Source organism: Streptomyces sp. NPDC053048 (assembly GCF_044547045.1).
GTDB lineage: Bacteria > Actinomycetota > Actinomycetes > Streptomycetales > Streptomycetaceae > Streptomyces.
The window spans coordinates 234,672-248,192 of the sequence record NZ_JBITZS010000003.1 but is presented as its reverse complement, the minus strand read 5'-3'; the positions used below and the strand labels follow the sequence as shown (position 1 = coordinate 248,192).

The window sequence follows — 13,521 nt, the reverse complement described above, 5'->3', positions numbered from 1 at the left end:
CGAGTCTAATGTTCCGCCCGCGGTGGCGGTGAACGGGTGATGCGAGCTATCTCACGCGATCGGCGCAGTGGGCCCGCATTTCGCCCCAAAGAACGCGGTGGGCGCCGGCCCCCGCGGGGTCGGCGCCCACCCGTTCGTACGTACGGGCCTACGCCCGTCCGGCCGTCTTCTGGGTCCGGCGGGAGACCGAGTCGATCACCACGGCGGCCAGCAGCACCGCGCCGGTGATCATGTACTGGACGGCCGAGGCGATGCCCAGCAGGGCCATGCCGGAGGCGATGGACTGGATCACCAGCACGCCCAGCAGCGCGGACCAGGTCTTGCCGCGGCCGCCGAAGAGGCTGGTGCCGCCGATGACGGCCGCCGCGATGGCGTTCATCAGCAGGCTGCCGGCGCCGGAGGACTGGTTGGCGGCGTTGATCTGGGAGGCCAGGAACATGCCGCCGAGGGCCGCCATCGTCCCGGAGAGGGCGAAGACGGAGATCCGGACCGCCGCCACGTTGATGCCGGCCCTGCGGGCCGCCTCGACGCTGCCGCCCAGGGCGAAGACCTTGCGCCCGTAGGAGGTGCGGCGCAGCACGAAGTCGAGCGCGACCACCACGCCGAGGAAGATCACCACGGCCAGGGGCAGGCCCTTGTACTGGTTGAACAGCCAGGCCACCACATAGGCGGGCACGGCCAGCACCAGCGTGCGCAGGACGATCTCGCTGAGCGGGCGGCTGGGGACGCCGGCCGCCTCGCGCCGCTTGCTGTCGCGCAGGGACACCGCGAAGAACGCCACGACGCTGAGGGTGGCCAGCCCGTAGGCGGCGGCGACGTCGGTGAAGTAGTGGTTGGTCAGCCCCGCGACCAGCCCGGCGTCGTCGAGGTTGATCGTGCCGTTGGAGCCCAGGACCTGCAGCATCAGGCCGTTCCAGCCGAGCAGGCCGGCCAGGGTGACCACGAAGGCGGGCACGCCGATGCGGGCGAAGAAGAAGCCGTGCAGCGCGCCGACGAGGGCGCCGGAGACGATCGCCAGGACGAGGGCGAGCCACTCGGCCATGCCGTGGTTGACGTTGAGGACGGCGAACACGGCGGCCGCCAGGCCGCTGACCGAGCCCACGGACAGGTCGATCTCGCCGAGGATCAGCACGAAGACGATGCCGACGGCGATCAGGCCGGTCCCGGCGGCGGTGACGAAGAGGTTGGAGAGGTTCTCGGCGCCCAGGAAGGCGGAGTCGCGCAGCTGGAAGACCAGGCCGATGACGATCAGCCCGACGACCACGGGCAGCGAGCCGAGCTCGCCGCTGCGCATCTTGCGCCGGAACTCGCTCCAGTACCCGGCGAAGCCCTCCTCGCGGACCAGCAGACGCGGGTCGACGGCGGGGACGGCCTCGTCGGCGGGGGCCTGGCCGTTGCCGTTGGCGGTCGGCTCGGGGGACGACGTGGGCAGCTTGGTGCTCATGCGCCCGCCTCCTTCTCGGGCTGGTCGGCGTGGTCGGCCCGGGTGCTCTTCGCCGCCTCGTCTGTCCTGTCGGCCGGTGTGGCCTCGGCGGCACCGGCGGCCTCCGCGGAGCGGGCGCGGCGGCGGGTGACGGCGTTGTCGGTGGCGCCGGTGATGGCGGAGATGATCTCTTCCTGGGAGGTCGTCCGCACGTCGAAGGTGCCGTTGTTGCGGCCCAGGCGCAGCACGGCGACGCGGTCGGCGACGGCCTTGACGTCGGCCATGTTGTGGCTGATGAGGATCACGCCGAGGCCGCGCTCGCGCAGCCGCTCGACGAGGTCCAGCACCTGGGCGGTCTGCTCGACGCCGAGGGCGGCGGTGGGCTCGTCCAGGATGACGACCTTGGGCTCGCCCAGCAGCGAGCGGGCGATGGCGACGGTCTGCCGCTGCCCGCCGGAGAGCGAGGCGATGGGGATCCGCACGCTGGGGATGCGGATGGAGAGGGTGGACAGCAGCTCGCGGGAGCGGCGTTCCATCTCGACCTCGTCGAGGACCCCGGCGCGGACGATCTCGCGGCCGAGGAAGAGGTTGCCGACGACGTCGAGGTTGTCGCACAGCGCGAGGTCCTGGTAGACGGTCGCGATGCCCAGTTCCTGAGCGGCGTGCGGCCGGTCCACGGTGACGGACCGGCCCTCCCACTCGATGACGCCGTCGTCGGCGGGGCCGACTCCGGCGATGGTCTTGACGAGGGTGGACTTGCCGGCGCCGTTGTCGCCCACCAGGGCGACCACCTCACCGGCGTGGATCTCCAGCTCTACGTCGGTGAGCGCCTGGACGGCACCGAACCGCTTGGAGATCCCGCGCAACGCCAGCACGGGCGTAGCGGACACGTGAATCATCTCCTTCGCCGCCTGACCGGCGGACTGAACTGCCCCGGGGACGGGGGTTCCGCCGTCCGGCGCCGGAGGGGGCGCCGGACGGGGGCTCGAGCGGGGAGCGGTGGGCTACTTCAGCCCGGCCTTGTCGCACTGCGCCTTGTACTTGTCGGTGCAGATCTCGTCGAGGCCGAAGAAGCCCTCCTTGCCGACGTACTTCCCGATGTCGGACTTGGTCAGCGCGAAGGGGGTGACGATGACGGCGGGGATCTTCTTCTGGGTGCCGCTGTCGACGGTGGACTTGGCGACGGAGTCCACGCTCTTGCCCTGGGCGAGGGCGACGGCCAGCTCGGCCGCGGCGTCCGCCTCGGGCTTGTAGGGCTTGTAGACGCTCATGAACTGCTCGTCGGCGAGGATGCGCTGGACGGCGGAGAGCTCGGCGTCCTGACCGGTGACCGGGGGCAGCTTGTCGAAGCCGGCGCCCTTCATGGCGGTGATGATGCCGCCGGCCATGCCGTCGTTGGCGGAGTAGACGCCGACGATGTTCTCCTTGCCCAGCGAGGAGATGGCGCCCTTCATGTTCTCGTTGGCGTTCTCCGGCTTCCACTCCTTGGTGTCGTACTCCTTGCCGATCTTGACCTTGCCGTCGAGTACGGAGTGGGCGCCGTCCTTGTACATCTTGGCGTTGGGGTCGGTGATCGCGCCGTTCATCATCACGATCTCGCCCTTGGAGACGTTGTCGCCGAGTTCCTTGAGCAGCGATTCGCCCTGGATCTTGCCGACGCGCTCGTTGTCGACGGAGGTGTAGGCCTTGATGGGGCCCTCGGCGAGGCGGTCGTAGGCGACGACGGGAATGCCCTTGTCGTTGGCCTTCTTGACCGAGGAGGCGATCGACTTGGCGTCCACCGCGTCGACGATCAGCGCGTCGACCTTCTTGGTGATCATGGTGTCGACCTGCTGCTGCTGGACCGAGGCGTCCTGCTTGGCATTGTCGTAGAGGACGACGGTGTCCGCGCCCGCCAATTCCTTGATCTTTTTCTCGATCAGCGGCTTGTCGAACCGCTCGTAACGCGCGGTCTGGTTCTCCGGGAGCAGGAGACCGATGGTCAGCGGGCCGCTCTTGTCCTTCTTCCGGTCCCCGCTGTCGCCCGCTTCCTTGGCGCTGCCACAGGCGGCCAGCCCGGCGGCCATCGACACGGCGGCCACGGCCACCGCAGCACGGCGCAGATGCGAATTCACTTGCAGATACCTCCCTGACGAGGCCGCGTCGTTGCGGCCGAGGTGGCTGGAAGTCAACTCGGCCGCCAAGTGAGCGTCAAGAAGTAAATCCTTAACGAGATGGCAACGATGCCATTCGTTATCTGCGTGAACTCAAGAGGCGAATCGTGCGGGCGTGTCAGTGCCCGGTGTCGAGGCCGGGGGAGGGCGCGTGCGCGGCCCCCGCGTCGTCGAGCAGCGTCGAATCGCCCATCTCGCTGAGGACGAGCGCGAGCGCGCCCAGCACCTCGGAGCGGCCGCCCAGCGAGCCCGGGACGACCTCCAACTGCCGTGCGGCGCTGGGGATCGCGTAGCGCGAGACGGATTCGCGGATCGGCGCGAGCACGACCTCGCCGGCGTCGGCGAGGTCGCCGCCGAGGACGACACGGCTGGGATTGAGCAGATTGCACAGATTGGCCACGCCGCTGCCGATATGACGGCCGACGTCCGCGATCACCCGCCGGCAGCCGGGGTCGCCGTCATGGGCGAGTTGCACCATCCGGGCCATGGTGAGGTCGGCTCCATGAGCCGAATGGAGCAGTGGCAGGACGTAGCGGGCGGCGGTGAAGGTCTCGAGGCAGCCGCGGTTGCCGCAGCGGCAGACGGGGCCGGACTCGTCGAGCGTGATGTGCCCGATCTCCCCGGCCGTGCCGCCCGGCCCCCGGTAGATCTTGCCGTTGATCACCAGCCCGGCGCCGACACCGCTGGCGACCTTGATGTACGCGAGGTCGGAGGCGCCCCGCCCCGCACCCCAGACCAGCTCGCCCAGCGCGCCCAGGTTGGCATCGTTGTCGACGTGGACGGGCACGCCCAGGCGGGCGGCGAGGTCGTCACGCGGATTGGTACCGGCCCAGCCGGGCAGGATGGCGGTGGACCCGAGCACCCCGGACTCCACGTCGATCGGGCCAGGCACCCCGAGCCCGACCCCCACGATCTTGTCCGGCCGAATCCCGGCCGCCGCGATCAGGCTCTTGACCAGGTATTCCGCCCGCGCCAGTCCCTGCGCGGCGGAGGCGTCCACATCCAGCGGCTCGGCCTCCTCGGCCAGCACCCGGTGCGCGAGATTGCCGATCGCGACCCGCAGGTGGGTGTGCCCGAAGTCGACCCCGACGACGATCCCGGCATCCCCGGAAAGCGACACACTCCGGGCCCGCCGCCCCCCGGAGGAGGTGGGCGTGACCTCCACGGTCCCGCCGTCCTTCAGCTCCCGGACGATATTGGAGACCGTGGCCGCCGAGAGCCCGGTGGCCCGCGCGATCTCGGCCTGCGTGAGCGACCCCGCCATACGCACAGCACGCACGACCCGCTCCAGATTCGCCCGGTGCAGCGACGACTGCGACCCCGGAGTCTCCACGCCCATCCACTCCTGCCTCACCGGGCCGACACGACCGCCGCCCCATGGGCCGGACTGCAGCACTGGAGCCCGGCCATCCATACAACATCTGAACTCTAAGCTCATCTGTCCGGGTGGGATCCGGTCAAGGCCTTGAGGAACATTGAGGCCACATCGGTAGAACCGCATGCGACGACCGGGTGGCGCCCGCCGCCAGGTATGGAAGCGAAGCCGATCACCTGCGCCCGGCGAGGGGAGTGCTCAGGGAGCAGTTCGGACCTCTCGGCGCCGCGCCACCGACTCTCAGGGGCCTCGCCGAGGATTCTTGAATCCTCGGCGAGGCTCAACTTTTCAGGCCGACAATTCCTGTCGTGCCTCAGCATACGAATTGGCTGGAGCCAGTTGGGACATTTTCTCGAAGAAGGACAGACCGGCAACCCTGACTGAATCCAGGAGATCCACAGACGAAGCACTCGCCCTCTTGACCTCCGCGCCAATCTTGGAGGTGACCAGGATGCGCGATCCCGAAGCGCGGAAAGAGAGCTCGATCGGCTGGTCGGGGAAGTACGTCTCCGCGTAACCCGTCGCACGCACCTGCTTCACCATATCGGCGACATAGCACCACAATTGGTCAACGTAATCCCATTCTTCAAGGCCGATGATCTCCAGCCCATCAATGGACAGCAGGATTGCGCCCTCAATGTAATCGAGGTCCGTCGGCGGGGTGTGACAGGCTTCCACCTGCACGAACCCACCGTCAGCTCCCTTCAGGAACGTCTCGATTTCCACCATCTCACAGATCCTTCAGCTATGGACTTTCCGGATAGAACTGACCTATCCGCCCTCTGTTCATGCCGAGCACGTAGCCGACTCCGTTGACATTTCCACGGATCTGGTACATACCGCCACTGCCCCGCTCAAGCAGCACCTCTCGATTCTGCCGCATGACTTGATCGATCGCCTCTAGAACGTCATCGACGCTCATCTTCGGATCGAAGAAAGACTGAGTCTTCTTCACCGAGCCATCCCAGTACTTCGGGTGGTGACGCGTGAGGATGTGCTCTACCCCCTTCTTGTCAAGCAGAAAGGTCTCATTCCCGAACTGGAATCGCTTGCTGCTCCAGTGCCGAAGAACTGGAAGGCATCCGCCGCTGTTATGAACCAGGACAGGAGTCGCGCCCGCCAACACATAGTACGTGTGCAGATCGTCAACAGTCAGGTTGTAGGTCCTGGCTGTTTGCGCAAAGGGCCGGTTTCCCTCGACGCTCAGCGCACGCCCACCAGTGGTCCTCAAGGTCATGCCAGGCCGAAGTTCGGCAGCCTTAACCCAGGAGTTCTCCGACGGCGACCAGAAGGGGTGCTCGAAGGTGGCCGTGAGTTTTTCCGTGCCACGCGAGGTGGCTAAGGTCAACTCATTGAAGTGCTTGTCGTGCTCAGTAACGATGACATCGGTCACGGAGCGGGGACGGGTCGTTCCGCTGACGGGATCGGTGGCCACGACGTACTCCCCGACCCTGACGGACTCGATGTTCTTCGTCGAGCCGTCCGCCATGAGCACCTTGGTGCCTGCCAGGAAGCACTCCAAGCACTTTGCTGACCTCGCGATCCGCGATTCCCTGGCGGCCCCTTCAACCCCGTCGATGACCTTTTCGACTGTCTTGAGCTTGCCGACAGGAAGGACCGTTACGGCGGCCATCACACATTTACCCAAGGAAGGGTTCTTGATGCAGTCCTTGATGTCGTTCAGCCCGGTTATGTTCCAAGCGAAGTTGGTCAGGGCCGGGTCGGGCTCCGTGGTGTCGATGGTCCACTCACCAGGCGCCATCACACAAGGCAAAAGGCCACCGACCTCATTGCCAGGGCGATTCGTGCGACACTTCCTCTTCTCTTTTTCCTTCCGTTCCTTCTCCTGCTGTTTCCGCTGCTGCTCAGCCAGACGCTGCGCTTCAGCCTGCTCCGCCTGACGCTTCTTCAGCACATCATTCCAGGCCTGACTGGCAAGGGACTTGGCTTCGTCGGCATTCTTTCCGGCCGCCACGGCAGAGCTTCGCGCATCATCCGCGTAGCCAGCTGCCTCACTGGCAGACTGCCGCGCGTAGCCGGCAGAGAACTCAGCCTGGGCTGCGGATTCCGTGGCTGCATCCGCGTCGCGGTCGGCGGAGTCGGCGGCACTGCGCGCAGTGGTGGCCGACTTCGCCGCCTTGGCCGCCGAGCCCTCGGCCTGGCGGGCCGACCTGTCGGCCTCGGCGGCGTATCCCTTGGCATCGTCGGCCGACTTCCGGGCCTGCTCGGCGGCCTTCTCGGCATCGCCCTGGGCACCCTTGGCCCTGGCCGCCGCATTGGCCGCGGTCCAGCGGTTCTCCTGGGCCTTGGCCGCGATCTTGGAGCCCTGATGGATCAGGACCTGGAGCTGAGCGATATGGGTAGCGGCGAGCTGGTCCTTTCGATCGGCCATGTACTGGCCGACCTGGATGAAGGAGTGCAACTGATCCGCCGGTCCGGCCAGCGCGATCTTGGCCGCTGCCTTCACCTCCGGGCCGCCGTCGTTGACGAGCCGGGATGCCAGGACCAACTCGTCGTCGTGCTGGGCCTGATACTGGCCGCTGGCGATGAAAGCAGCGAGGTCCTTGGGGTCCTTGCTGGCCAGGGCGACCTTGGACGCCTCCTTCACCCCGGGGCCGCCGGCGTTGTTGATCTGCGAGACACGGACGCTGTAGTCCGTCTCTCCCGCCGTGTACTGACCGGTGGTGTAGAAGTCCCTGATCTGCTGATCGCTGCCCTTGAGCGCCTCCTGCGCAGCGGTGCGCACGGACTGGTAAGGACTCTGGATGGACAGGTCGACGACCCGCTGACGCGTTTCGTCCTGTTCCGCCTTCGCCCATCCACTGCGGAGGTACTCCACAACGTCGGCGTCAGTGCCGGCCAAGGCCCCGGCCGCAGCCTCCTGGCTGAAGGGACCGCGGAGCTTCATGGCTCGTAGAGCCAGAGCCCGTCCCTTGGCCGCGATCGCCTTGACGTCGACCCCGGGCTTGGCCGCTTCGGCGGCCAGCTCCTTGGCCGTGTCGTCCAGTCCCCTGGCCTCAACCACCTGAGCAGCAGCGGCGGACGTGAACTTCTCCGCCCGCGCCTGCTCGGACTTCGCACGCTCGATGGCTGCCGCGGTACGGGTGGCGAGGTCCTCCTCCTCGATCTCCCGGGCAATCCCGAAGACCTTCTTTGCTGTGGCGACCGCCGTGCTCGCGGCGTCAGCCGCCTCCTTCGCCGCGCCGGCCTGTTTCGCTGCCTCGGTGGCCGCGTCCTTGGCCTCGCCCGCGTGCTTGGCTGCCTCGTCGGCGGCGTCCGCGGCCCTGTTCGCGTGAAAGGCAGCGGAGTTGGCCGCGTCACGTGCCTCATAGGCGGCGCCGGCTGACTTTCGAGCCAGGGTCTGGGCCGCGTTGGCGGCGCGATTGGCCTCTCGGGCGTGCCGACGGGTCTCGGCCGCAGCCGCCTTCGCCTCACCGGAATGGATACCGGCCGCGTCCGCGTATCCGCTCGCCTCGTCGGCGGCGTCCGCGGCGTCATTGGCGTCGGCTACGGCACTCAGCGATGCCTTCGCCGCTTCTCCGGCGGCCCAGGATGCCTTGCCCGCCTGTTCGGCCGCATCGGCCGACTTCTTGGCGAGCCCGGCCGCGGTACGTGCCTGCTTCGCGTAGTTCTTGGCCTCTTCGGACTTGCCGGCATCACCAGCCGCAGCAATCGAGGCGTTGTAGGCTCGCCCGGCGGCCTCGGCTGCCGCATTGGCAGCATTGGCAGTCTGGACGGCGGCCAAAGCAGCGACGCGGGCGGAGCGGTTGGCGGCGTTGGCCGAACTGATGGCCTGCTGAGCCGCACCGGCAGCGGCTCGAGCCGCATCCGCCGCCTGCTGGGCCTTGACGGCGGCCCTCTTGGAGTCGTCCCTGGCCGCCTTCGTTTCCTTGGCCGCCCTCTGTGCGGCTTCCTTGGCCAGCCCGGACGCTGTCACCGCGCGAGCCGACGCCTTCTGGGACGCCTCCATCGCCTGTTGCGCGCGCAATCCTGCCTGCTCGGCCTGCTGCGTGAGCTCCGCGATGGTGGCGTGCTCCTGGTCGCGGTTGCGGGCCGTGAACTGGCCCACCTCCAGGAACTCGGTCCTGTCCTCAGGGGTGCCCTTCAGTGCGAGCTTGCCGGCAGCCTTCACGTTCGGGCCACCCGCGTTGATGATCGATGAGACAAGCACCTCGTCGTCTGTCTCACGTGCGTCGTACTGGCCGACCTCGAGGAATTTGGCAACGTCGGCCGGGGTGCCCTTCAGCGCCGCCTCGCCGGCCTTCTTGACCCCGTTGCCCCCGTAGTAGATGACGCGGGATGCCTCGACGCTCCGGTCGTCTTCGAGAGGCGCCTTCCAGCCATCCTTCAGGAACGCGCGAACGTCTTCCGGGGAGCCCTTGAGCGCCTTCTTGGCAGCCTCCCGCACTGCGGGCCCGCCCACATTGAAGACACGGCTGACATCGATGTAGTCGTCGTCGTTCTGGATGTCGCCCTTGGCCGCGAAGAACTTCTCGATGTCCTCGTCCGTGCCGAGCAACGCCTGCTCGGCCGCCCTCTTGATGCCTGGGCTGCCAGTCATCCACAGGTTGACGACCAGCCCACGTTCCCACAGCCTGCGCCAGTCCGAGTTGTCCGCATCATCGGCCGCAACGGCCGAGCCACCACCCAGCAGACCGGCAAGCAGCACAACGGGGAGTACCGCAGCGCAGGCCTCCCACAGCCGTAATGGCCGTCTTCCGCCCTCCCGCACGGGTCTGGCACGTCGAAACACTCCAGCACGAGGGCGTAATCGCCGTCTCATACAGCGGTCTCCTTTCTCATCGGTCCGGGCTACGGAATTCCGTACTCCGGATTCAAGTCGTTCAAATTCGAACGGTTAGGCACTCATCAGAAAGGGCCCGATTCACTAAGCACCGCCCGGCGCTCCCCCGCACCGAAGCGCCCCAACTCCCCCGTCACAACACCAAACTGATGTCATGTCGGCTGGCATCATACATATGCTTTACTAGCGGACATCGCGGGGCGTTACGTCGACCCCACCCACAAACCGGAAGGTAAGCGTGGCAATTTCCCGTGCCCGAAAAGCTCTTATTGCCGGCATCATTGCGTTAATTGCGCCGTGTGTCGGGTTTGCCACCTCGTATGCGGCTCAGCCCGCCCCGGCGCGGACCACGCCGACCGCAGGCGGAGCAGCGTCGAACGATGACGAGGCTCCGTTCGCGATCGAGACGTTCCAGTACCCCGACAGCGCGAAGATCCTCAAGGAGAAGGGCATCACCCTGTACAAGGGCGATGGCCACATCACGCTCACCGACTGCGCCACTCCTCACGACATCATGGTCAAGTCCCGGCTGGGGCAGAAGAACTTCTGCTTCGCCGTCAAGGGCAAGCAGGGACATCTCCTCCTTGAGCTGCCCGATGCCTATGGCATCTGGACCGAAGACCACCCGGTTCAGGCCAAAATCACCGTGGATGGCAAGGACACCGTCATCGACGCGCCCAAGAACGACTACAGGCCATTCGGCGAGGCGGTGGACCCGGCCAAGAGCGCCGTTCTGCTGGAACTCCGCGTCACTGGTTGACCGAAACCGACTCATCCCAACTTCTTCATTCGGCCTGCCCAGGGCATCGAGCCATGCATCAAGAGCAAGGAAGAACGACATGTCTGCCAGACGCCTGCGCACAGCATGGATCACAGCGTTCCTCTTATCCGCTGCAGTAAGCACCTTTACCGCCACGCCCGCACAAGCTATTACCGGCCAACCCGTCAACGATTCCTTCGCCTTCACGGCCAAGCTCGACATCGGCGGCCAGCGTGGCTGCTCCGGCGCCCTCGTGGCACCGCAGTGGCTGGTCACCGCGGCCAGTTGCTTCGCCGAGAATCCTGCTCAGAGCACCAAGGTCCCCGCCGGCGCACCCCAGCTCAAGACGACAGCCACCATCGGTCGCGCCGACCTGTCCCGGGACACCGGCACTGTGGCCGACGTCGTCGAGCTCGTCCCTCGCGACGACCGTGACCTGGTGATGGCCAAGCTGGCCAAGCCGGTCACCGGGGTCACGCCCGCGAGCATCAGCCTGAATCAGCCCATCGACGGCCAGGACCTCTGGGCCTCGGGCTACGGCCGCACCAAGACCGAGTGGGTGCCTGACCGCCTGCACTACGCGAAGTTCACCTTGGGCCCCGTCAAGGACGCCACGATCGGCCTCACCGCCAAGTCCGAGGGTGCCGCCATCTGCCAGGGCGACACCGGCGGTCCTGTCTTCCGCGACATCGGCGGCCGGTACGAACTCGTCGGCGTCAGCAGCCGCTCCTGGCAAGGCGGATGTCTCGGCATGGATGAGAAGGAAACCCGTACAGGCGCCGTAAGCAGCCGCGTCGACGACATCGCCGGCTGGATTCAGGCCACCTCCTCCCGCGACCTCCTGCGCGGCAGGAACTGGACCGAGGCACAGCACCTGGTTCAGGGCTACTTCACCGGCGGATCACCCGGCGGCAGCCGGCACATGGATCTGTTCGTGGTCTGGAAGAACGGATCGGCCAGCCTCTTCCAGGGTGCCGACCACAACAACCCGAAGTATCCCTTCTCTGCCGAGCACAGGATCGCAGAGAAGGGATGGCTGACCGCCGTGTCCGTCGCAGGGGGCAACTTCACCGGCAGCGGTAGCGACGGCCTGGTCGTCCGCTGGCGCAACGGAGAGGTGACGTGGTTCTCCCACGTCGACCAGAACGGGTTCAGCAAGGAAGAGCAGCTGAGGCCCGCCAACGATACGTGGGTGAAGCGCGCCAAGCTGATGACGGTGGGCAAGTTCACCGACAACGCCCAGCGGGACGATCTGCTCGTCGTCTGGGTCAACGGGTCGATCTCCATGTTCACCGACCTCGGAACCAACGGGCTCAAGCGCGAGGTTCAGTTGCAGGAGGCGAAGGTGGGCGGTACCTACGTCGAGCAGATCAGCTCCGGGGACTTCACCGGCAAGGCGACAAACGACCTCCTGGTCCGCTGGATCAATGGTGGGGCCAGTATCTACCCGGGAGTCACCACTGCCGGCGGTTTCACCAACGAATTCCGGTTCCGCGAGGAGAAGTCCCCGTGGCGCAACACCCTCTCTGTCACGGGTGGGGCCTTCTCGGCCAACGCTCGCCCGAATGACATCCTCGTCCGCTGGTCGGACGGCAACCTCAGTGTCTACCCGGCCGTGGACGCGACCGGTACGCATGGCGAGGTCGAGCTCCTCAAGTAGGGCCTGGACCGGCTCCTGAGAGGAGGCTTTGTCCCGGCCCGTCAGTGGCAAGCCTCCTCGGCCGAATCGTCTGCGTAAAACCGTGACAGAAAGTCATTCTTGGAAATGAGATCTCCACTCAGCCTCGGAGACGCGCTTCCCGCCGGACGCCTCCTGGGCAAGCGACGAGCATGCGCCCCTCGTGCCACGTCGCGGCTGGGCACACGGGCCATGGCCATGGCGCTGATCGCGGGCGCGCTGACCACGAGTGCCTGTGACGTCGCCCGGATCACTGACGCGTCGTCCGTCAGGAGGCCAGGACCTGCTTCGAGCCCGCATCCCGATGGTCGGCAGCAGGTCCCCGCGGCCAGATCCGCGGCCGTCACGAAGGACTGGAAGGTTCCGCAGCTCAGGGTGATGCCCCTGGGCGACTCGATCACCTATGGAGACGGCAGTTCCCACGGCGGCGGCTATCGTGCGGACTTGTGGACCCGGCTGGCTCCGCACACGGACAGACTGGACTTCGTGGGATCCCGGAGGGACGGCAGGATGGCCGACCCTGATCACGAAGGGCACTGGGGCTGGAAGATCGGCGGCCTGTCCGCCAACGTCGACCAATGGCTGCCCGCGGCGAAGCCGAACGTCGTGCTGCTCCACATCGGCACGAACGACATGAACGAGAACCAGCAGGTGGACGAAGCTCCACGGCGTCTCGGCGAGCTCATCGACAAGATCACGTCGATAGCCCCCGGCGTGACCGTGCTGGTCTCCTCCCTGGTTCCCTCGTCGGATGCCGGCACCCAGAAGCGGATCGAGCGATTCAACGCCGCCGTACCGCGCCTGGTCTCGGAGCAGCAGGGCAAAGGCCGCCACGTCGGATACGTCGACATGAGCGAGGTCACCACCCGCGACCTCAATGACGACCTCCATCCCAAGGACAGCGGCTACGTCAAAATGGCGGACGCCTTCTCCAACGCCGTGGCCCGCGCCGCCGCCGACGGCTGGATACGGGAGCGTGTGGAAACCAAGCCCGCACCGCCGCGTAAGCCGGCGCCGCCGGCCGACTACCGGGTGGACATCAACAGCGACGGGAAGGCCGACTACCTCGTCGTCCACGACAACGGCGCCATCGACGCCTGGCTCAACAACGGCGGCACCGGACACGGCGGCTGGACCCAACTCGGCAACTACGCCACCGGCGTCGGCCAACCCGGAAACAAAGTCCGCCTCGCCGACATCAACGCCGACGGAAAAGCCGACTACCTCATCCTCCACGACAACGGCGCCATCGACGCCTGGCTCAACAACGGCGGCACCGGACACGGCGGCTGGACCCAACTCGGCAACTACGCCACCGGCGTCGGCCA

Annotated in this window: 9 protein-coding genes; 3 read left to right on the top strand and 6 right to left on the bottom strand. The window is 66.8% G+C overall.

The window, feature by feature from the left end; translation table 11 throughout:
• Positions 1–148: 148 nt before the first annotated feature.
• The 6 genes from ACIG36_RS09330 to ACIG36_RS09305 form a co-directional block, all read right to left on the bottom strand.
• Positions 149–1,444, bottom strand: coding sequence for a sugar ABC transporter permease (locus ACIG36_RS09330; RefSeq protein ID WP_399924551.1), 1,296 nt, complete (start codon positions 1,442–1,444; stop codon positions 149–151).
• A complete protein-coding gene (locus tag ACIG36_RS09325) occupies positions 1,441–2,322 on the bottom strand; it encodes an ATP-binding cassette domain-containing protein (protein WP_399924548.1) in 882 nt (293 codons plus the stop codon). Before ACIG36_RS09325 ends, ACIG36_RS09330 begins: the two co-directional genes overlap by 4 nt.
• Before the next feature lie 105 nt (positions 2,323–2,427).
• Positions 2,428–3,537, bottom strand: a complete 1,110-nt coding sequence (locus ACIG36_RS09320) for a substrate-binding domain-containing protein (protein ID WP_399924545.1) — start codon at positions 3,535–3,537, stop codon at positions 2,428–2,430.
• Positions 3,538–3,694: 157 nt separating this feature from the next.
• Positions 3,695–4,909, bottom strand: a complete 1,215-nt coding sequence (locus tag ACIG36_RS09315) for an ROK family protein (RefSeq protein WP_399924542.1) — start codon at positions 4,907–4,909, stop codon at positions 3,695–3,697.
• A gap of 330 nt (positions 4,910–5,239) precedes the next feature.
• Positions 5,240–5,680: a hypothetical protein gene (locus tag ACIG36_RS09310; protein ID WP_399924539.1), complete on the bottom strand. Its 441-nt coding sequence runs from the start codon at positions 5,678–5,680 to the stop codon at positions 5,240–5,242.
• 16 nt (positions 5,681–5,696) lie between these two features.
• A complete protein-coding gene (locus tag ACIG36_RS09305; protein WP_399924535.1) occupies positions 5,697–9,620 on the bottom strand; it encodes a polymorphic toxin-type HINT domain-containing protein in 3,924 nt (1,307 codons plus the stop codon).
• Between the two features lie 373 nt (positions 9,621–9,993).
• On the opposite strand from ACIG36_RS09305, the gene ACIG36_RS09300 reads away from it, so the two are divergent.
• The 3 genes from ACIG36_RS09300 to ACIG36_RS09290 form a co-directional block, all read left to right on the top strand.
• On the top strand, positions 9,994–10,515 hold the full coding sequence (locus tag ACIG36_RS09300) for a hypothetical protein (RefSeq protein WP_399924532.1): 522 nt from the start codon (positions 9,994–9,996) through the stop codon (positions 10,513–10,515).
• A 79-nt stretch (positions 10,516–10,594) separates the two neighbouring features.
• Positions 10,595–12,175: a S1 family peptidase gene (locus ACIG36_RS09295; protein ID WP_399924529.1), complete on the top strand. Its 1,581-nt coding sequence runs from the start codon at positions 10,595–10,597 to the stop codon at positions 12,173–12,175.
• 105 nt (positions 12,176–12,280) lie between these two features.
• Positions 12,281–13,521, top strand: a 1,241-nt coding sequence (locus ACIG36_RS09290; protein ID WP_399924526.1) for a GDSL-type esterase/lipase family protein, incomplete at its 3' end; no start/stop codon positions are given.